The organism is Nocardia grenadensis NBRC 108939, from assembly GCF_001613445.1.
Lineage (GTDB): Bacteria > Actinomycetota > Actinomycetes > Mycobacteriales > Mycobacteriaceae > Nocardia > Nocardia grenadensis.
Genome location: NZ_BDCJ01000017.1, coordinates 159,481 through 179,325 on the forward strand (window position 1 = coordinate 159,481; position 19,845 = coordinate 179,325).

Here is a 19,845-nt window from a genome sequence, read left to right on the forward strand (position 1 = left end):
GGCATATGAGCCTCGACGAACTCCGCACCTTGCTCACCAGGCATGCGGGCCCGGAGCAGCGGACCGCTATCGACGGCCTCCACATAGCGAGGGTCGAAGCGTCGGGGCCACCCGATATGGAGATGTCGGGCACCGTGCTGGCGGTTCTGGCACAAGGCGCCAAACGTCTCGCCGCAGGCGACCGGGTGCACGAATACCGGCCGGGCGACTACCTGCTAACCTCGATCGATCTGCCGGTCACCGGCTCTTTTCTCGGCGCGAGCGCGGCGGCGCCCGCGCTCGGGTTCGCGCTAGTGCTCGATCCGTCGGCCATCGCCGAGCTGCTCATCGACGCCGCCGGCGACCTCCCCCGACCGCAACACAAACCCGCGCCCGCCATCACGGTCGCAGCTCTGACAGACGAACTGCTCGATGCCGCCGTCCGCCTGCTCCGACTACTCGACCACCCCCGCGACCAGGCGATCCTGGCACCGATGATCAAACGTGAGATCCTGTGGCGACTGCTCACCGGCCCCCAGGGCGAGCCAGTCCGCCAACTCGGGCTCGCCGACAGCGGTCTGCACCACATCGCCCGCGCGGTCCGCTGGATTCGCGAGCACTACACCGATCCCTTCCGCGTCACCGACCTCGCCCGCATGTCCGGCATGAGCCCCTCGGCCTTCTACCGCAACTTCCAGATCGTGACCGGGCAGAGCCCGATCCGGTTCCAGAAGAACCTACGCCTGCAACAAGCCCGGCTATTGCTGCTCTCGAACCCGCACGACATCACCGCCGTCGCACACCGCGTGGGCTATGAAAGCCCTTCCCAATTCAGCCGCGAATACCGCCGCATGTACGGCTCCGCACCGCGCGCCACCGCCGCCCGAGGTCAGCACTCAGGCAGCAGCCGGCTGCGGTCCGGTATCTCGGTGTACGGACCGCCGCCCGTGTGACTACCGACGGGGCCTCGAATGCTCATCGGTGTCGCGAAAGTTCTCCCGAAAGGACAGGCGGGAGCGGAGTCACCGCTTCGTCGCCCGATACTCGCCCGGGGGGGTGCCAGGCTCGGGGTGGTATGAGTGTTTTGCGCCAGGAAACCGTCTTCGCCACTGCCGAGCCGAGTCTCATCCTGCTCGCCGCGTGCGCCGGGCCCGGGGAGCCCCGCACCCGTCACCGCCGGGCGTGCCGCTGGTCTCCACCGATGACCTGCCCACCGCCGCACCCGGCGAGGTGCACCTGTTCGGGTTAAACGCTCTGCACGGCCATCCCGCTACGGCGGTCGGGACCATCGATCTCGAAGTCTTGGGAAACCTACCTATGCGAGGAGGGGTCGGTGGGCGACCAAGCAAACGTATCGAGCGCCGTTGAGAAATGGCATACGCGCCGTTCGCGAACGGGCAATCCACTACTGCTCGGGCGACCTCCGGTACGTATGCAGGATATGCCGGGACAACTCGGTGACCAGGGCGATCACGGCCGCGACCGCGAGCAGTATCACGAATGTGTTCTTCGTGCTCCGCGATACCTCGACGATGCCGATGGTCAGAGCGATGATGCCCACCAAGGGAGGTAGCGCTCGCCAATGCTCGGTCATACCACTTCCAAGTTGCTGTCCACTGCGCCCGGGTCACAGTCTATCCGGTACTCGTACCGGTCTGCGGCGATCTCGTGCGGGCCGGGCCCGGCATGTGGTGGTCGTCCGGCACCGCAGCGGACGTATCGGAGGGTTACGCAGTACCGGCCGATCAGCTGCCTGCCGAACGCACTCGCCGACCCGACCGGCCTGCTTGGACCCCTTCGCGGCTGCCCGTAGGGTCCGGAGTGCTCGATCCGCACGCGTACCACTTCCCACCCGTTCACCGAGAGAGAAGGGGTTACACATGTCGATCCGCACCACCACCGCCGCCACGCTGGCCGCATTGGCTGTTCCCGCCGCGGTCGCACTCGCGGCTCCGGCGGCCATCGCTCAACCGGCCGAGGGCGCCGTGGACCAGCAGGACACCAGAGGCGACATACTGGGCATTCCGGGTCTCGTCGACCTCCTGGCCGGCCTCGGCCTGCAACTCCCGGAAGGCGAGGAGGGCGAGCAGCAACCCGGCGACGATCAACAGCAGCCGGGCACCACCGACCAGCAGGCACCCGGCGAGACCGACCAGCAGTTCCCGGGCGAGACGGACCAAGAGGCACCCGGCGGCGTCGATCAACAGGCACCCAGTGGCGTCGATCAACAGGCACCCAGTGGCGTCGACCAGCAGGCACCCAGTGGCGTCGACCAGCAGGCACCCAGTGGCGTCGACCAGCAGGCACCCAGTGGCGTCGACCAGCAGGCACCCAGTGGCGTCGACCAGCAGGCACCCAGTGGCGTCGACCAGCAGGCACCCAGTGGCGTCGACCAGCAGGCACCCAGCGGTATCGACCAGCAGGGCGCCGCGCAGTCCTACGGCCACACGGCGTAGAGCCGAAATCTCGATCGGTCCAGCCACTGCCGCCGGGTAGGGTCGCGGCCGCCCGGCGGCAGTACCCGCCGTAGCACTGGGTGACGAAACAGAACCCCCGGCCGAGCCCGGACGATCGACGGGAAAGGCTCCGGCGGCGTGCGTCCCTCCCCCCCTGCGTACCGAATCGGCCGGGCTGTCCGTGCGGCCGCCGCATCGGCTACTCGACTGTGACCACCGACGGGCCGCGCCGGATCAGCTCACCAGCGCCGCCCTGCCGCGATCACGTCGGTGAACCCGCCGCCGCGCCGGTTGCCAGGTCCGCGCCCCAGCGTTCGACCGCGCCGTCGAGATCCAGCGGGTGGGGCCGCAGATCCTCGGTATCGGGCCAGTCGGCGCGGGGTACCCGCCACATCACCTCGAACTCGTTTCCGTCCGGGTCCTTCGCGTAGAAGGATTTGGACATCAGATGGTCGGTCGCGCCGACCAGCGCATCCCGGGATCGCAGCCGGCGCCCGACTTCGGCGAGTTCACCGAGCGTGCCGACCTCCCAGGCGAGGTGGTAGAGGCCGACACTGCCGCGATGCGGGCCCGGGGCGCGGTCACCGAGCGCGAACAGCCCCAGATCGTGGTCGTTCTCGGTATCCGGCGCCCCCTGTCTCTTGCCACGGCCGCCGAGGCACTTCATCGGCTGCTTCACCCCGATGAGATGCGCTTCGAACCTGACGAGATAGAATCCGCCAAGACAGCGGTCTCCGCGACCGAGATGCCATCCCGCATCAGAGACTCGCTCATCTCTGCCCTTGACACCTACTGGGCGGAAAAATCCTACCCCCAGAGGATCCAGCAACTCGCCGAGCCGGTGGCAGAGGCGGTGCCTGCGTGCATAGGCAAGCTGAACAGATGGAAATCGGCGATAGTCGACCAGCGAGTCTCTCTTGCCCACGGAATTTCAGGGGACGAGCCACGCACGCCTGACGATCTTGTGAAGATGTCCAGCTTGACGACGTCTCTGCGCTGGATGCTGACCCTGCGACTTTTCCTGGCTGCGGGCGTAGGCGCCGATCAGTTACATTCCGCTGTTCAGGGCTCTGAGCGGTTCGCAAGCGACGCGAGGCGGTGGAAGCGTGACTGGCCGAGAATCTACTCAGCCGAGCAGACTGGCTAGGCCCGACCGAGCTTCCTTCAGGTGCGGAGTGACTCGAGCGGGATGTGGGTGCGGTCCTTACCGGCCGGGGTCCTTGCGCATGTGGTCGGGGATGCCGGGGGCGTCGGGGTCGTATTCGGTGCCGGCGAGGTCGTCGGAGAACTTGCCGCCGAAGCCGGGGACCGGTCCGGGGGCGTGGGGGTCGCGGGTGCGTTCCCACGCATCGAACTGGGCGTTTGCCGCTCATCCGGCCGGGTAAGCAGCGCGCGGGCCTGCCGGATCTGCTCCTCGCTCATGGCCGGTGGCCTGCCGAGGCGTTGTCCACGGATACTACGGCGATCCCTGTGCCAGAGTTCCACAATGTGGGAGGCATGGCCGATATTTCGGGAAACCGGTTCAGACGGCTGTCAGGTCGTGGTGAACCGGTGCCGGTAGGCGGCGGGAGAGGTGCTGAAATGCTGTTTGAACACGCGGTGCAGGGTCGATACCGAGCCGAGACCGACACTGCGGGCGATAGATCCGAGGCCGTCGTTCGTGTGTACCAGCAGCCGTGCCGCGGCATCGGCCCGCGCTGATTCCACATATCGTGCGGGCGGTATCCCTACCTGTCGGCGGAAGACTCGGGAGAAGTGGCGCGGGCTCAATCCTGCCCGGGCCGCAAGCGCCTCGTTGGCGAGGTTCTCCGATAGATTGGCTGCGATCCATTCCTGGAGGCGTGCGATATGCGCGTCGGTACTCGTCGGTCGCGCCAGCAGTTCGCTGAACTGGTGCTGGCCCCCCGGTCTACGCAGATACATGACCAGCCATCGGGCCGTGCGACGCGCCAGTTCCGCAGTGTGATCCGCGGCGATCAGAGCCAATGCGAGATCTATTCCGGCCGAAACCCCCGCCGACGTCCAGATATGTGCGTCCTGGATGAAGATCGCCTCGGGCTCGACCCGCAGATCGGGAAATGCACCCGCCAACTGCGCGGCGGTCGCCCAGTGTGTCGTCGCGCGCCGGCCGGTGAGCAATCCGGCCGCGGCGAGGGAATGGGCGCCGGTACAGACCGACGCGATCCGCGAGGGCCGATCGGCGAGAGTGGAAATCCAGTCGACCAGCGCGGGGTCGACCAAGGCCGCGGGGCCGGTGTCGCCCATAAGGAGCCCACCGGGCACGACAACCGTATCGATCTGCCCATCCAACTCGTCCCAGGACACCTCGGCGACCAGAGACGTGCCGCCAGCGCAGCGGATCGGGCCCCGGCGCGCGCCCGCTATCACGGTCCGATAGCCGCGAGACGATGGGCCGAGGAGGCGATCGGCCGTCGCGAAGACTTCGACGGGGCCGGCGATGTCAAGTAACTCGACACCGTCGAAAGCGGTGATCACAACACGATGCCGGGACATATCGGTAATCGTGCCCGCCCAGGGTGTGTGTCCGCAATGACGTGACCATCGCAGATCAGGACATGGCCGAAATCCGGACAACCCTGTCCTTGTTGCCGCTCGCCTATCGCACCGAGGATCGAGATCGACAGCCGACCACCTACCGCCGAAGGACCTCTCGATGCTCACCGCACTTCCTGATTCGCCCACCGCCCGAGCCGCGGCCGACCTCGCCGCCGAAGCCGCGCCGGCCGATCTGCTCAACCACAGTTATCGCACCTACCTGTTCGGCCGCTGCCTGGTCACCTCGAACGATATCGACCACGAGGCCGCCTTCGTCGCGGCGATGATCCACGACCTCGGTCTGACCGAGCGCCACCGTGGACCGGCCCAGTTCGCCGATGTGGGCGCCGAACTGGCCTGTCGCTTCCTGGTGGGCAGAGGGTGGGATCTGAACCGGATACATCTCGTGGAACAGGCGATTCTCCGGCACACGAACCTGCCCGCCGAACACGAACCCGTCTACCGGCTGATCCAGGCCGGTGCCGCTGTCGATGTCGCGGGCCTGGGCCACGGCGAAATCGAAGCCGAGGATCTATCCGAGATCCTCACCGCGTTCCCGCGCCTCGATTTCGCCGCTCGCATGCGCCACCGATTCCTGCACGAAGTCGACTCCCACCCCGGGGGTGCTTTCGCCGATCTCGAACGCACCGTCGCCCTCTCCGAACGCTTCGCCACCAACCCGATCGATCGCCTCACCGGAGCGGCATGATCGCGGTTGGCTCCGCGCACTTCACCCTACGCAGGGCAGACCCGATAACCTGGCACGTCAACGAACCCTTTGCCCCTCTCTTGTCTGTGGGAGTGGCAATGGGTTCGGGGACGTCGCCTGTGACGCCTTTGAGTTGTCTTGGGGTTCCCAAGGGAGCCTTGGCTGGAGGGTTCGACCATGGTGTGCGCCGCCGTGGCTGCGGGGGCTCCGGCGGTTGTTGCGGAGGTACGGTCGCTGCCACGTGTTTGCCGCGGTGGTGACGCTGCCGCGATTCGATCTTTGCCATTTGGGATCGGAGGATCTGGTTTTGGATCGCTTTCGATTCGGCGTGCGCCAGTTCCTCGACCGTTTCTTCCAGGATTTCGGCCAGCCATACGGTCCTGGGTGAGAGCTTCGCGTTGGGGTTTATCCGGCGGCGGTAGCTCTTCTGTCGACATGCAGACCCGCAGTGTTCGGGAGGCCGGCCCCGCTTGGCCGGTTTGAGTTCTCTGCCGCATGCGCGGCAGTGTCCGGAGAGCGATGAGGGGTTTTCTGCGAGAAGAGAGAGCAGCTCACTGTCGTGCAGTTCGTAGAGGAATCGCCTGAGGACGGTGCGGACGGTTCTGTCGATGGACTCTCCGTCGGGGTCGTCGTCGATCCGTTCCAGTAACCAGAGCAGGTTTTTCCTCACCGCTTCCCTGCGGGTTGTCGTGGTGAGCCGCTCGTCGACGCGACGGCGCGAATCGCGATTGACGACGTCTCGGGCAACGCGGTCGTCGTTGATCAGTGGACGGCGGGTCACGCGGACTCCTTGGTGTGGCTGGAAGGGCTGGCGGGAACAGTGTTGGAGCGTCGGTGTCGTGGCAGGAGCCGACGAGGCTTCGACGTTGGTCGCTTTCCGAACGCGGTGGCAAATGCTTGGAAGACGGCGGGCACATCCTCGGGCCGGGCCCTCAGTATCGCTGCCAGCCCTACGACTACCGCCGCGATCACCACGATGGTTGCGGGCAGCTGGAGCCAGAAAGCTGCCCAGCCACCAGCGGTAGCGGCGGACCCGAAATCGAATGGCACTCTAGAACCTCCTGAAACGACAAAGGCCTCCGGCGGGGAACGCCGGAGGCCGTGGATACGAAAAAAGCCCCAACCTGCTGGTTTGGGGCTGAGCTGAGGGCACACGTGTGCGGCTCGTGCCTGAAGGCTAACTGAACGGGGAGGCTCGCGTCAACCGATCATATCCCCAGGGAGACAACGGTTTCGGTTAACCCGGAGGTAGAGCGCCTCACCTGGAATTTCGTAACGTTGGACCACTTTCCCACAGTTCCACGGTCGTACGACGAGAAATGGATACAAGTCGTAAAGTGCGATCTGTCGACTTACCGAGTTATTGAGAAGTCTCGATTTCGTCAGATCCGCCGCGATGATGAGTCCTGGAGTACCGGCGGATCTGACGTCTGGCCTGCCTGTGCTCGCGACCTGTCATGGCCGAAGATCACTCCTTGGCCGTAAGTTCCGGCATGTACTTGTACAGCGTGGTCCGCGAGACCCCCAGCAGCCGCGCGATCGAGGACACCGACTCATCCGGCCGGGTCAGCAGCGCGCGGGCCTGCCGGATCTGCTCCTCGCTCATGGCCGGTGGCCTGCCGAGGCGTTGTCCACGGGCCCGGGCCGCGGCCAGGCCCTCGTGGGTGCCGTCGACAATGAGCTCGCGGATGAATTCGGCCAGCGCGGCAAAGACGTGGAACACCAGGCGCCCGCCGGGGGTGGTGGTGTCGAGGGCTTCATGCAGCGATCGGAACCCGATACCGCGGCGCCGTAGATCGGCCACGATCGAGATCAGGTCCTGCAAGGAGCGGCCGAGCCGGTCGAGGGAGGCGACGACGAGGGTGTCGCCGGCGCGCATGTAGTCCAGGCACGCCGCCAGCTGTTCACGTTCGGCATCCTTGCCGGACTTCTTGTCGGCGAACACCTTCTTGCACCCGGCCGCCTCGAGGGCCCGGGGCTGGCGATCCAGATTCTGGTCCCGGGTCGATACCCGGGCGTACCCGATCAGCGCCCCTCCCCCGCCGATCGGATCCAGGGCATTGCCGTCGAGGGAAAGCGGTTCAAGCGCATCGGTATCCGTCACCCCGAATCGTACGCAAAAGGGTGACCGGCCGTTCTTGAACAGCCGGACTTTACGACGCGTTTTTTGAACAGTCACCGTTTTCGGCCGACCTGGGCGTTCGTCCGCCGGGGCCTGTTTCGGCCCGACTGTTCAAGAAACGATCGATTAATGGACAGTCGGGCACTATCTGCCGGAGGATGTCAGCGCTCGCCTCAACCTGCATTCATGAACACGCATGTGTCCGTTGTTCGCTCCTCGGACCCGACCCAACGGCTAGGCCATCAGCTCGGTGTGGGCGTGCTCCGGCGCCGTCTGACAGACGTAGAGATGCTGGTCGTAGCCGCTACCTATTTCGACTGCAGTGGGCCTGAAGCCGATGGATGGTTCATGCGCCGATTCCTCGCGTGGGAGCCAGCTGCTGTCTCTGCTGCCGGCTTCGGACGTGGCGATGGTCAGCAGGGCACGCATATCGCTGTTGCAGGTACGGCAGAGTAGGGGGCTGGGGTCGGCGGCTCCCCAGCCAGGCCAGCCGCCGACTCTCCAGCCGGGTGCGACGGACAACTCGTTGGCGTAGAACTCCGGCGGGTACGACGCGTAGGCGCTGTCCACGCCCATCTCGGCTGCCTGCCACACGCTCCAGTCTCCGATCTGCTCCCGGAGTTCCTTGCTCAGCTCCCTGTGGTCGGGGTATTCGGTGACCTGCTCCGGGTTGAGCAGGCACGGCTCGGGCAGGTAGCCGTCGAACTGCACTGCGGGCGGTTCGGGGGGCGTAGTGAGGATGTCGGTGACGGTGGCGGCCGACCGCCAGAACAGCGCGGTCTTGGGCATGCCCGTCGAGTGGTCGAAGGGGCACCACAAGACCTGGAGCAGGTCTGCGCCTTCAGGCGTGTGCAGATCGGGCACGTCGCGCGCGTAGAGCTGCGCGACCGGCAGCATCGCTATGGAACCCTCATAGGGGGCGACCGCCAACGTGACCGGATACTCCTGCGGCGGGCGGATTCGCTCGAGGGTCTCTCGTTCCCGCGGGGTCAGGCTCCTGCCGCGCGAGGCGGCACGGATCCGTCGTTCCAGCCTCACCTCCGCTGGGGTCAGGGTCGGGTTGATTCCGTCCACTACATGAGGTTCGTCGCAGTGCGGCCATGGCTCGTCGGCGGGCCAGAGCAACGGTCCGCCGATGGAACTGTCCTGCGGTGACGGCGCCCCGGGGCGCGGGTGCAACCGGGTCGCCGTGCGTGCCAGCGGAGCCAGCAGAGGAAAGACGGTGGTGACGTCGAACGGCCGCGGCGGAGTGGTCGGAGTGCTGGTCATGGCCGCGATAGTGCCAAATGACTCTGACAACGGCGGGTAGCCGTGGGATCAGCCGAATTTCGGGCGCGGACGCTCTGCACGCACTGGACAATCGGCCTAACGCTCGGTGTCCACTGAAAGGTGCTTGTTGGACAAATTTCCTGCGTAAATCATCGCTGACCAGCGATGATTTCCCAATCATCTGTCCAGAAGTGCATCAATTATTGAACACTCTGCGTAACTGTCAGGGTGGCGAGGCTACGGGGCCGTCTTGTGAGAAGGTGAGCTTTCACTCGCGCATACGGTACTGCCGGTGTCGGTTCCGAGTGTCGAAGGAATTTGGATGAAGGAGGGGCTTTGGTGGAAGCGTCGTTGGATGTGGCTGGGCTGGTAGGGCATCGCTATCGCGCGGATGACTACTACGAGGTGGGGCGGGAGAAGATCCGCGAGTACGCGCGAGCGGTGCAGGACTTCCATCCGGCGCACTGGAGCGAAGACGCTGCCGGTGAGTTCGGATACGCCGGTCTGATCGCGCCGACCACGTTCATCTCCACTGCCGCGATGTTGGCCAACCGCAGGCTGTTGGAAACCGTCCTCACCGGCTATGACGTAGTCGTACAGACCGATCAGGTCTTCGAGATGTACAAGCCGGTGCTCACCGGCGACCGGCTTGTCAGCGACGTCGAACTGTCCGCGGTGCGCCGTATCGCGGGCAGGGACCTGCTCACCATCACCAACACGTTCACCGACCGGACCGGCGACATCGTGCAGATCATGCACACCACCGTCGTCGGCCTTACCAGCGAGGACGTCAACGCCGACATCAGCGCCACGATCGAACGCGTCATCATGAGCGGACTCCGCGCGACCTCCCGGGCCGCGGCGGCATCCGCCGGCGTGGACGGGCTGATGGTGCCGGATCCGGACGCCGAGACCGTCGCACGTCTTTCGCCGATCTCCCGGACGCGTGTCCCGCGCACCATGCCGCGATTCGAGGACATCGCCGTCGGTGACGAGCTTCCCGCGCGGTCTGTGACCCTGACGCGCGGTGATCTGGTGAATTACGCCGGGGTCTCGGGGGACGTGAACCCCATCCATTGGCACGAGGGGGTCGCCGCGCTCGCGGGTCTTCCGGATGTGATCGCCCACGGCATGCTCACCATGGGTCTGGGGGCGGGATTCGTCACCGGATGGCTCGGTGACCCCGGTGCGCTGATCAGGTACGGGGTCCGGCTGTCGAATTACACGGTCATCGAAGCCGCCTCCGCGGGAACCGTGGAGTTCACCGGTCGCATCAAGTCGGTCGATCCCGACACCAGGACAGCTGTCGTCGTCATCGTCGCGAAGTCGGCCGGCCGCAAAGTTTTCGGGCTCGCCACCGCAGATGTCCGTCTCGCATAGCCTCTGCCGCGAGAGCCGCAGCCGTTGCCGGCGGTAATGGACGGCGGCCTCGGCAGCACCGGTTGCGCCGCGATCGAGTGTCCATAATTAGGCCGTTTGTGAACGATTTTCCGTAGATCCCGCCACGCCTCGGCCAGCTGCCCGATACCGGACACCGGCCCCGTCTCCCCCCTCGCGGGCGGCGGCGCGAGCGTGTTCGGCGGCGGTGGGCTGCTTCTTCGGTGACATGCATACTTCCCGGTCTCGGCGACACCCACGCTTCCCGACAGGCCGTGTACGCCGGGGACCCCGCGGTTCCGAATGGCGAGCCCGCCATATGCAGCGAGCCCGCCATATGCAGCAAGTTAGGACTTACTGCGCGCGAAAAGAATCGCTTGCTGAGCTTTCGCATCCGGGTCGAGCAGCATCTGGGCCTCGACCACGAATCCGGCATCGTGCAGCCAGGATGCCACCTGGTTCGGCTGACGGTGGTGGACATGGACCTTCATCGGGTGACCGCCATAGCCCTCCGTCATCAACCGCGACTCGTCGCCGACGTGGAACAAGAGTTGCAACGGTCCGCCGGGACGCAATGCTCGGTGGAAGCGCCCGAATACAGTCGGCACCTCGTCGTCTGGGATGTGGATCAACGACTGCCAGACGAGCAGGCCGGCCACCGAAGCGACGGGCAGGTTCAGCTCCGTCATCGAGCCCACCTCGAACCGCAGGCCGGGGTGGTCGCGCCGAGCCACGTCGATCATCGCCGGGGAGAGGTCGATACCGAAGGCGTCGACACCGAGCTCATGCAGGTGGGCGGTGACTTCACCGGGGCCGCAGCCGACGTCCGCGACCGGTCCGCCGCCAGCGGTCCGCACGCTGTCGGCGAACAACTCCAGAGCCGCGCGAAGGTACTGGTGTCCGGCGAGGGCGCCGCGCACTTGGTTGGCATAGCTGACCGCGACCGCGTCATAAGAGGTTCGGGTGTCGGCCAACCAGTCATCCGTGGTCATGACCGGCAGGATATTCCATGATCGCGGCGGACTCGACGCTACTCGGGAACGACAAAGGTGCCCCCACCCGGCCGGGGTGGATTAAGGCAGCGGACATACCGCGCGAGAGTACGGATCCCTGCCGTAGCCCGTTCAGTGGAGCCCTGCTTGATGGCGATCGCGTTCGAGACCGTTTCACCGACATTCTCGGTCCGGTGAGAGTGGCGGGCATGCACCTTCTTCGGCATCCGCACTACGGCGATCCCTGCCAACACCCGAACCCCAACCTCGGCGTCCTGGAAACCCCGCCCTTCTACGCCGCGCAACTCGTCCCCGGAGACCTCGGCACCAAAAGGCGGCCTGATCATCGACATCCACGGCCGCGTCCAACGCGACAACGGAACCACCATCACAGGCCTCTACGCCGCGTCGTATCCGCAAAACATGCAGGTCACAGTCGCTGCCAGTGCATATGCCCGGATACACACCACGTCCCCGACCTCGAAAACTTCCTCGATAGCCACCCCTGCAAGGTGCAGCAACAGCAACCGCACACCACGATCAACACACAGCTGGACATGATCGCAAAACCCCAGCCACCCGCCGCTCTCAGGCCACAGCCGTCACGGAAAGTGGGCCAGATCCGAATGTCGACGTCGTTTGTCGGTGAATTCTGGTGTCATTGAGCGGCTTCGGGCTCGCGTTGTATCGGCAGAAAGTGACGTCACCTGCACGGCGTGTCGCAGAACGAGTCCTGGTGGCGTCACCTGCCATTCAGGCTTTGAACGAGTGCAGGCTGGCCAGGCACAAGGTCTGCCCGGCGTCGAACCATTCGAAGGTGCTGACCGGCTGGAATCCCAGGCGGGCTGCGAGTCTGAGCGAGCGTTTGTTGGCCGTCTGGGTCGCGATGAGGACCGGCTGGTCTGGGAGCTCGTCTGCGGCTGCGCGTAACGCGGCGCTCGCGGCCTCGAACGCCAGTCCTGCGCCCCAGGCGTCGCGCCGCATCAGGTAACCCAGTTCCAGTTCCTCGCCGTCGTCGGTGACGTGGCCGGGCTCGTCAGCGGCACGACGTTTGAGCTCGAATGTTCCGATCAGGTTGTCGGTGGCCTTGTCGGCGATGATGAAGTGGCCGGCAGTGGCGGTTGCGTTGGCTGCGCCGCCGATCGCGTCGAGGCGCTGCTCGGCGTCCTCCCGCAGCCGCGGGACTCCGATGTAGGCCCAGACATCCGGGTCAGTCTGTAGCTCGATGAGCCCTTCCCGATCAGCGTCGCGCGCCTTGCGCAGTAGGACCCGTTCCGCGGCGATCTGGACAGCGGACAGCATCGGCAACTGGTTCATGTGGCCCTCCCCTTGCTTCGACGTTGATCGGTAAAGATCATGCCACCACCCCGTGGACATCTCTGCGAAGCACGAGAATCCCTCCACCGCAAGCAAGATCACGCCGTCGTTATTCACCGAGATGAACATCCGGCCAGCACAGGCGACTTCAAGATCCACCGACAAACGACGTCGCAGATGACCGATCTAGGGCGTGTGTCGAAGTAGCTGATGGGGTGGCACCGCTTCGCGGTGCCACCCCATCAGCGGTTTCATGAAAGACGTTGTCCGCGTTGGCGGATAGGCGAGGTCCGGTAAGTGGGTTGAACGACCAAGCACAACCGGAACCAAACCGGAGACCTCGTGACCACAGTAGCGGTGACGGGGCGCGCGGATCTGACCGAGGCTCAATGGGCGAGGCTGGAACCGCTGCTGCCCCGCGGCAGAAAGACCGGACGCCCGCCGGTATGGACGAAACGACAGCTCATCGACGGAATCAGGTGGCGCACCCGCGTCGGCTGCCCCTGGCGTGACATTCCACCGCACTACGGTTCCTGGTCGGCGATCTACGGGCTGTTCCGGCGCTGGCAACGCGGCGGAGCCTGGCTCGTGATCCTGAAACTGCTGCAAACGTTCACCGAGACCGCAGGCCGGATCGGGTGGCAGATCAGCATCGACTCGACAATCATGCGAGCTCATCAGCACGCAGCCGGAGCACGCCGCGACCCGGGCAGCCAAGCCGAGCCGCCGGGCGGGCCCGGTGAATGCGAGCCCGGCGACCACGCACTCGGCCGCTCCCGCGGCGGGTGGACAACAAAACTACATCTGGCCTGCGAGGATCGCTGCCGGGTGATGAGTATGCTGCTCACCGCCGGCCAAGCCGGCGACAGCCCGCAGTTCGCGGCGGTCCTCGGTCGGATCGAGGTGTCGATCCCCGGCAGCCGGGCACGCCGACGACCGCATCGAGTACTCGCCGACAAGGCCTACTCCAGTCGCGCCAACCGCGACTGGCTCCGTCGCCGCGGCATCAAAGCCACCATCCCGGTACCGGCCGACCGGGCCGGTCACCGCCGGGCCCGTGGATCGGCCGGCGGGCGCCCACCGGCGTTCGACCCAGTGATCTACCGCGACCGCAACACCGTCGAACGCGGCATCAACCAGCTCAAACAACACCGGGCAGTCGCGACCCGGTTCGACAAACTCGCCGTCCGCTACCTCGCGACAATCCACATCGCAGCGATCAACCAATGGCTCCGCCACACCTGAGCAGCAAGCGGGCAACAACCCGGCCCCCTGCTCAACACTTCGACACACGCCCTAGACCCCGGGTTACTCCACGTAGCCCTCACGCAGGTATCTCGACAACGGGTCCGCAGCCGGCGACTTACGACCACTTCACTGTCCGCAAAAGGACGGTTAATGAGCAATGACTCGGTTGACTAGATCGTTGACCAGCGATGATTACTGACTCATGTGTTCGATAATGCATCGATCAATGCACATCGACCTGGCCGCGTCAGCGTACCGGATCTTTGGAACGTGACATGAGAGAGCGTTCCAGTAGATCGCCCGCCCCGCGGATCTCGGCATCGGAAGATCCGAGAAAGAATCGCGCGGCGACCGCTGCGAAGGTAGGCGCGAGCACGGGAGTGAGCCGGCGACCGGACTCGGTGAGTTCGAGACCCACCGCCCGCCGGTCCTCGGTCCCACGACGGCGATGCAGCAGACCCTTGCGCTCGAGCCGGTCTACGAGCCGGGTCGTCCCGGCAGTGTCGATACCGAGCGCAGCGGCCAGACGTTTCGGACTGCTCTCACCGCCGGCGAGATTGATCAGCAGTGCAGCTTGCTGGGCGGTCACTCCATGTGTAGCGAGCTCCCGGTCCAGCGATCTCGACAACTCTCGGGCGGAATCGTGCACTAGCGAGGCGGTCCGCATGGCAGCAGCGTTCTCCATCCCGCCACAATAACTGTCTAGACATTCATTGTCTAAGCATGCAGATGGCTTGAGGGTCGCAATTGCACCAGAAGCGCTGCCTTCCCCGGTTACAGCCGCTCGAAGGGGCGTCTCGAAACCTTGGTTACGAGACAGCGCGTAGTCGCCCTGGTGGCCAGGACGGGCGGGGCGAAGACTGGAGGAGGGGGCATGAGGAAGGAAGGTGTCATGTCCAAGTCCGGCGGTAAGGGCGGCGGAAAGATGACCACTGCCGCGGCCTCACGCATTCAGGGGTTCCGGTAGTAATCGCGCGGAAAACAACGACAATGGCTTGACCAGCGAAGATGTCCTGTAACGGCTCGGGCTGCGGACGGACTCGGTTGATGCTTGGCTGGCTGCCGATGAGGTCGGTCGGTGTGCTGGAGGTCGGGTTACGTGGCTACTCGGGTGTTTGCGGATGAGGAGTTGGTGCGGCTGCGGGAGTTTCCCGATATCAGCCGCGATGAGTTGTTCCGGTTCTTCACGCTCACTCCGGCCGATGTTGCGTTCGTGACGCCGGGTCGGGGTCGTGGCCCGGCGGAGCGGCTTGGTTTGTCGGTCGCGTTGTGTTCGTTGCCGTGGTTGGGGTTCGTGCCGGATCGGGTGGCCGACGCGCCGCCGGTGGCGGTGGCCCGGTTGGCGGATCAGCTGGGAGTTGATGCGTTGATGATTCGTTCGTACGGCAAGCGGGCGCAGACGCGCACCGAGCATGTGCGGTTGGCGGCGCAGTATCTGGGGTGGCGGCCGGCGAGCGCGATGGAGCTGAAGGAGTTGGACGAGTTCCTGCTGGCGCGGGCGATGGAGCACGATTCACCGACGCTATTGTTCCGGCTGGGATGTGAGTATCTGCTGTCGGCCAGAGTGATCCGACCCAGCCCGGACACCGTTGTCCGCCGGGTCGTGCATGCCCGCGAGCAGGCGCAGCGCGAGACCTACGACCGGATATCGCACGAGCTGACTGCTCAGCGCTGCGCGGAGTTGGATGCTTTGCTGGTCGCTGATTCCTCGATCGGGATGTCGCGGCTGCGATGGTTGTCGACCGGCGCGGTGGAGGCGTCGGCGGCCGCGGTGCGAAACGAGGTCGAGAAGCTGGGGTATCTGCGCGGCCTGGGCGCGGACACCCTGGACATGTCGGTGCTCCCGGCCGAACGACGGCGGTTCCTCGCGACGCTGGGGCGGCGTCTGACCGTCCAGGCTCTGGAACGCCGCGATCCCGAACGCCGGTATCCGATCCTGCTGACGGTGGTGGCGCAGTCGGCCGTCGATGTGCTCGACGAGGTGGTCGCGCTGTTCGATCAGGCGCTTTCGGCGAAGTTCAGTGCCGCCGAGCCCCGGATGAAAAATGAACTCGCCGAGCGGGGTAAGACTGGAGAGGACCGGCAGGCGCTGCTAGATGATCTGCTCACGATTCTCACCGATCCGCAGATCCCTGATGAGGATATCGGCGGGTTGATCCGAGGCCACGGCATCGGGTGGGATTTCCAGACACTGACCCCACCTCAAACATCGCTGAACAGCGATGATGACGACCGAGGCTGTCCAAGAATGCATCAGTTGATGGACAGTGTCGATGATCTGCACCGAGTGCCGAGGGGCGCATTCGAGGAGGGCCCGACTCGCGCATAGCCCGGTAAGGCGGAGCTCGGTTTTCGGCGGGGTGGCGCAAGATGCCTATACCGTGGTCAGGAATCGCCGATTACCTCATGAAAGGTCGTGTGCCGCCATGCCACGGGCAGTAACCCTGATCCGATCGAATGCTTTATCCGATGTGGCCGAGTACGCCTATGCCGCCACGGCCCCTGCCGATTCACGCTTGATCTTCCTCGCCGGCGCCTGCCCGCTGAACGCCGACGGCACAACCGCCGCGATCGGCGATTACGCAGGCCAAGCCGCCAAAGCCGTCGAAAACATGCGGATCGCCCTCGACGAGGCAGGTGCCTCGCTCGAGGATGTGATCAGCACCCGCGTCCTCGTGGCGTCGGCGTCGCAGGCAGATCTTGTCTCCGCCTGGGAGGTCGTGCGAGATGCTTTCGGAGACCACGATGTTCCGAGCACACTGCTCGGTGTGACCGTCCTCGGCTACGACGACCAACTCGTTGAGATCGAGGCCGTCGCTGCGGTTCGCGACACCCGGGACTGACCAACCCACCGCGCCCCCGAGGGTGTTCACCAATGGAGCATCTCTTGGACGAAACCCTCGGGTCTTCAGCTTGTCCACGACCTCGGTGCCCAATTCGTTGTTCGCGGCGAAGAGCGACCCGGCGATGATCTCCGACTTCCACACCGCCTTCAGCTGGCCGGGTTTCAGATCGCCCTTCTCCACCAGGGTCTTGTCGACCATCGTGTCGAAGGCGAATCCGGCGTCGCAGTCACCGGCGGCGATCGCCAGCACCGACGCGTCGTGCCCGCCCCGCGTAGACCGGCTGCACACCGGCGGACAGATCGGCCTCCGAACCCGAGGCGATCACCTTCGATTCGATCAGCCCGGCGGTGGGGTACAGGAATCCGGAGGTCGAGCCGGGATCGACGAAGCACACCTTCCTGCCCTTGAAGTCGGCCGGCGTGGACACGGCCGCGTTCCCATCGAACACCGCCGCTCGCTCTACCGCGGCGACCGGATGACCTTCATGGCGATTCAGACCCCCTGATATTTCGTACGGGGAACCCGGGCGTTCACAGGCGAAGACAGCCGGCCGGCGCCCGGAGATCCCCCATCCCCTGCCGACAGGTTCCGCGCGCCATCGATACATACCGATGAAGCATTGATAGCTTGCGCGCATGAAACCGAGAGGAGTACGCGGCGGCCCACTGTCACTCGTCGCCCTGATCGCCGGCCTGCTCGTCGCGATCCATCCCGCGGCACCGCACGATATCGAGCTGATCGGCAACGAGCCACCGAAACGAAGCCCACCGGCGATCGCCAACGGCTTTCCGGGTGGCACTTTCGCGCTCCGGAACGAAGAAGCCCGGCTGTGCCTGGCCAGCGAGCCCGGTCGGTACTACGAAATCGACGGTACCCGGCAGCAGTGGAAGTACTCCCCGCACAGCAGCCGAGCCAGCGTCACCACCGACCCCACCCTGAAGGTAATCGGCTGCGACGGATCGCCCCGCCAGCTCTGGTTTTTCGACTCGAGCGGCGCGGGCAGCCTTTTCGGTGTGCACAATCAACTCGTCAACGCCGTCCCGGAGGACTCGCGCGGATATTTCGCGCTCGCCTATGCCGGCGCCCCCTCCGCCGGCGGGGCCGATGCGCTACTGGTCGGAACCGCATCCACCCGCGCGGTGAAGTGGAAGTTCCAGGACGGCTACCTGTTCGAGGAGGGCTATCCGAAATCGGTGCTCACCTATGTGCCCGGCAGCGCGATATCGAAGATGGCCCCGCGTGGCGGCCCCTACCAGCGCTGGCGACTGCAGGCGACGCCGTAGCTCAGGCCACCCGGGCCCCCAATCCGGCCAGAACGAGTTCCAGCCCACCCCGGAATTCCGTTTCCGGGTCGGTGGTGGCCGCCGCTTCCGCGATCTCGATCAGCTTCGGGAACCGATCGGCCGGTAGCGCCGCGACCCGACCGGCGGCCACCGCCCGGCCCTCGCCCGCCCGGGCCGCGAGCGGGCTCGTGAGTTCGGCCTGCGCGAACCCGGTGACGTATCCGGAAACCACCCGGAAAGCCACCAGCAGTCCGGCTCCCGATCTACCGGAGCGGGCCAGCGCCCGCAGCAGGGCCTCGGCGGGCGCGAGCGTGGGGAGATCGGAGCTGCGCCGGGTCAGGATCAGCGGAATGGCATGCGGATGCGCCCGGACGGCCCGCCACATCCCCTCCGCGACCGAGACCACCTGCGCCGGCCAGTCGTCCGGCGTCTCGACCCAGCACGTTTCGCCCATGACGGCTTCGGTCACCAACTCCTCGAGCCCTTCGCGGCCGTCGACATAGTTGTAAATCGTCATCGCGCCGGTACCGAGTTCGGCGGCGAGAGTGCGCATGGTGAGGGCGGCGAGCCCCTGCTCGTCGACCAGCGCCAGTGCGGCCGTGCGCAGTTGTTCCCGAGTGAATTTCCGGGGCGCGGGCATAACCCTCCCTTGTTCAAGTACGGAGTACGTGATTAACTTCTTTTGTTCACGTACAACGTACCTAAATCGAGGTCCCATGACGATACGCACTACCTTCCCGTCCGGCCGCGACTACTGCGCGGCCTGGGTGACGCTCCCCGACGGCCCCGGCCCACACCCCGCCATCGTCCTGGTCCACGGCGGCGGCGCCACCCACGAGATGATGCTCGGGCAATACGAACAATGGTTCGCGCAGGCCGGACTGGCCGTGGTGGCGTTCGACTTCCGTCATCTGGGCGCCTCCGGCGGCGAGCCGCGGCAACTGGTATCCCAGCGCCGTTACGCCGAGGATGTCGACGCGGCATTGGCCTTCGCCCGCTCCCACCCCGAACTGGACGCCGACCGGATCGGGCTGTGGGGCACCTCCTTCGGCGCCAGCCATGTCCTGGCCGCCGCCGCCCGCCACGACCTGCGCGCGGCGGTCGTCCAGTGCCCCGTCTTCAGCGGTCGAGCCGTCGTCTCCCGGGCGGGAGTACGGCATCTGCTCCGGTTCACCTTCCCGATAGTCTCGGATATGGCTCGGGCCGCGCTGCGGTTGCCCCGGCGATATGTGCCGCTGGTGGGAGAGCCCGGCGAGCGGGCATTCGTCACTGCGCCAGGGGCACTGGCGGGATGGGAATCGGTGACGCCACCCGGTTACCGCTTCGACAACCGGATCACCGCCGCCTCCGGGCTCGGCATGCTGTTCTACAACGCCGCCTCGGCGGCGCCGCGAGTGCGGTGCCCACTACTGGTATGCGTCTGCGAGCGGGAAAATCTCATCGACCCCGCGATCACGGCCCGGGTGGCCGCCCGCATTCCCCGGGCGGTGCTGAAGCACTACGACGCGGACCATTTCACGGTCTACCATCCGCCGGCGGTGGATCGGATCATCGCCGACCAGATCGACTTCCTGACCGAGCACCTCGCGCCGCGGCCGGCCGCGCGTAGCAGGTAGCGCGGAGGCTCCCGCAACTCACTGTCCCCTTCGGCCCCTGCATGAACCCTTCACAGCGGACCCCCGGAGACGATC

The 19,845-nt window shown here is 65.8% G+C and carries 19 protein-coding genes and 2 pseudogenes; 10 read left to right on the forward strand and 11 right to left on the reverse strand.

Translation table 11 applies throughout. From position 1 onward, the window contains the following. The first annotated feature begins 5 nt into the window (after window positions 1-5). A complete protein-coding gene (locus NGR01S_RS18330; protein ID WP_063038381.1) occupies window positions 6-932 on the forward strand; it encodes an AraC family transcriptional regulator in 927 nt (308 codons plus the stop codon). A 452-nt stretch (window positions 933-1,384) separates the two neighbouring features. On the opposite strand, the gene NGR01S_RS31025 is transcribed toward NGR01S_RS18330, so the two are convergent. Next, a complete protein-coding gene (locus NGR01S_RS31025; RefSeq protein WP_157107310.1) occupies window positions 1,385-1,573 on the reverse strand; it encodes a hypothetical protein in 189 nt (62 codons plus the stop codon). Window positions 1,574-1,859: 286 nt separating this feature from the next. On the opposite strand from NGR01S_RS31025, the gene NGR01S_RS31030 reads away from it, so the two are divergent. After that, window positions 1,860-2,435, forward strand: coding sequence for a hypothetical protein (locus NGR01S_RS31030; RefSeq protein WP_157107311.1), 576 nt, complete (start codon window positions 1,860-1,862; stop codon window positions 2,433-2,435). A gap of 262 nt (window positions 2,436-2,697) precedes the next feature. Here NGR01S_RS31030 and NGR01S_RS18340 read toward each other — a convergent pair whose 3' ends face one another. After that, window positions 2,698-3,102 carry a VOC family protein gene (locus NGR01S_RS18340; protein ID WP_157107312.1) on the reverse strand — a complete coding sequence of 135 codons (405 nt, stop codon included), beginning with the start codon at window positions 3,100-3,102 and terminating at the stop codon, window positions 2,698-2,700. Between the two features lie 21 nt (window positions 3,103-3,123). Between NGR01S_RS18340 and NGR01S_RS33215 the strand changes: the two genes are divergently transcribed. Next, window positions 3,124-3,582, forward strand: coding sequence for a HEPN domain-containing protein (locus tag NGR01S_RS33215; protein ID WP_063038385.1), 459 nt, complete (start codon window positions 3,124-3,126; stop codon window positions 3,580-3,582). A 386-nt stretch (window positions 3,583-3,968) separates the two neighbouring features. Here NGR01S_RS33215 and NGR01S_RS18350 read toward each other — a convergent pair whose 3' ends face one another. Next, window positions 3,969-4,949, reverse strand: coding sequence for a GlxA family transcriptional regulator (locus NGR01S_RS18350; RefSeq protein ID WP_063038386.1), 981 nt, complete (start codon window positions 4,947-4,949; stop codon window positions 3,969-3,971). Between the two features lie 160 nt (window positions 4,950-5,109). Between NGR01S_RS18350 and NGR01S_RS18355 the strand changes: the two genes are divergently transcribed. Continuing rightward, window positions 5,110-5,700, forward strand: coding sequence for an HD domain-containing protein (locus NGR01S_RS18355; protein WP_063038388.1), 591 nt, complete (start codon window positions 5,110-5,112; stop codon window positions 5,698-5,700). Here NGR01S_RS18355 and NGR01S_RS31035 read toward each other — a convergent pair. The 3 genes from NGR01S_RS31035 to NGR01S_RS18365 all read right to left on the reverse strand — a co-directional run bounded on the left by NGR01S_RS31035 (window position 5,684) and on the right by NGR01S_RS18365 (window position 9,091). Beyond that, window positions 5,684-6,481 carry a hypothetical protein gene (locus NGR01S_RS31035; RefSeq protein WP_157107313.1) on the reverse strand — a complete coding sequence of 266 codons (798 nt, stop codon included), beginning with the start codon at window positions 6,479-6,481 and terminating at the stop codon, window positions 5,684-5,686. The two genes, NGR01S_RS18355 and NGR01S_RS31035, sit on opposite strands and share 17 nt — an antisense overlap. Before the next feature lie 687 nt (window positions 6,482-7,168). After that, complete coding sequence (locus tag NGR01S_RS18360; RefSeq protein WP_373861434.1) at window positions 7,169-7,804, reverse strand: recombinase family protein; 636 nt, start codon at window positions 7,802-7,804, stop codon at window positions 7,169-7,171. A 252-nt stretch (window positions 7,805-8,056) separates the two neighbouring features. Next, window positions 8,057-9,091, reverse strand: a complete 1,035-nt coding sequence (locus NGR01S_RS18365) for a hypothetical protein (RefSeq protein WP_063038390.1) — start codon at window positions 9,089-9,091, stop codon at window positions 8,057-8,059. A 336-nt stretch (window positions 9,092-9,427) separates the two neighbouring features. Here NGR01S_RS18365 and NGR01S_RS18370 point away from each other — a divergent pair, with 336 nt between their 5' ends. Beyond that, window positions 9,428-10,471: a fused (3R)-hydroxyacyl-ACP dehydratase subunits HadA/HadB gene (locus tag NGR01S_RS18370; protein ID WP_063038391.1), complete on the forward strand. Its 1,044-nt coding sequence runs from the start codon at window positions 9,428-9,430 to the stop codon at window positions 10,469-10,471. 344 nt (window positions 10,472-10,815) lie between these two features. Here NGR01S_RS18370 and NGR01S_RS18375 read toward each other — a convergent pair whose 3' ends face one another. Next, entirely contained in the window at window positions 10,816-11,460 is a 645-nt protein-coding gene (locus NGR01S_RS18375) for a class I SAM-dependent methyltransferase (protein ID WP_063038393.1), read from the reverse strand. A 753-nt stretch (window positions 11,461-12,213) separates the two neighbouring features. Then, window positions 12,214-12,936 carry a GNAT family N-acetyltransferase gene (locus tag NGR01S_RS18385; protein ID WP_245664655.1) on the reverse strand — a complete coding sequence of 241 codons (723 nt, stop codon included), beginning with the start codon at window positions 12,934-12,936 and terminating at the stop codon, window positions 12,214-12,216. A 183-nt stretch (window positions 12,937-13,119) separates the two neighbouring features. Between NGR01S_RS18385 and NGR01S_RS18390 the strand changes: the two genes are divergently transcribed. Next, the gene (locus NGR01S_RS18390; RefSeq protein ID WP_063038397.1) at window positions 13,120-14,022 is read left to right on the forward strand and encodes an IS5 family transposase; all 903 of its coding nucleotides are present in this window, start codon (window positions 13,120-13,122) and stop codon (window positions 14,020-14,022) included. A 250-nt stretch (window positions 14,023-14,272) separates the two neighbouring features. Here NGR01S_RS18390 and NGR01S_RS18395 read toward each other — a convergent pair whose 3' ends face one another. Then, the gene (locus tag NGR01S_RS18395; RefSeq protein WP_084481328.1) at window positions 14,273-14,710 is read right to left on the reverse strand and encodes a MarR family winged helix-turn-helix transcriptional regulator; all 438 of its coding nucleotides are present in this window, start codon (window positions 14,708-14,710) and stop codon (window positions 14,273-14,275) included. A 414-nt stretch (window positions 14,711-15,124) separates the two neighbouring features. On the opposite strand from NGR01S_RS18395, the pseudogene NGR01S_RS18400 reads away from it, so the two are divergent. After that, window positions 15,125-16,207, forward strand: a pseudogene (locus tag NGR01S_RS18400) (DUF4158 domain-containing protein); the annotation flags it as partial. Between the two features lie 244 nt (window positions 16,208-16,451). Beyond that, window positions 16,452-16,868 carry a RidA family protein gene (locus NGR01S_RS30320; RefSeq protein WP_084481366.1) on the forward strand — a complete coding sequence of 139 codons (417 nt, stop codon included), beginning with the start codon at window positions 16,452-16,454 and terminating at the stop codon, window positions 16,866-16,868. A 60-nt stretch (window positions 16,869-16,928) separates the two neighbouring features. Here NGR01S_RS30320 and NGR01S_RS32855 read toward each other — a convergent pair. Continuing rightward, window positions 16,929-17,283: pseudogene (locus NGR01S_RS32855) on the reverse strand (PhnD/SsuA/transferrin family substrate-binding protein); the annotation flags it as partial. A gap of 223 nt (window positions 17,284-17,506) precedes the next feature. On the opposite strand from NGR01S_RS32855, the gene NGR01S_RS18410 reads away from it, so the two are divergent. Further along, window positions 17,507-18,154, forward strand: a complete 648-nt coding sequence (locus NGR01S_RS18410; RefSeq protein WP_063038401.1) for an RICIN domain-containing protein — start codon at window positions 17,507-17,509, stop codon at window positions 18,152-18,154. Between the two features lies 1 nt (window position 18,155). Here NGR01S_RS18410 and NGR01S_RS18415 read toward each other — a convergent pair whose 3' ends face one another. Then, the gene (locus NGR01S_RS18415) at window positions 18,156-18,794 is read right to left on the reverse strand and encodes a TetR/AcrR family transcriptional regulator (RefSeq protein WP_063038403.1); all 639 of its coding nucleotides are present in this window, start codon (window positions 18,792-18,794) and stop codon (window positions 18,156-18,158) included. 76 nt (window positions 18,795-18,870) lie between these two features. Between NGR01S_RS18415 and NGR01S_RS18420 the strand changes: the two genes are divergently transcribed. Continuing rightward, window positions 18,871-19,770, forward strand: a complete 900-nt coding sequence (locus NGR01S_RS18420) for an alpha/beta hydrolase (RefSeq protein WP_063038405.1) — start codon at window positions 18,871-18,873, stop codon at window positions 19,768-19,770. Window positions 19,771-19,845 lie beyond the last annotated feature (75 nt).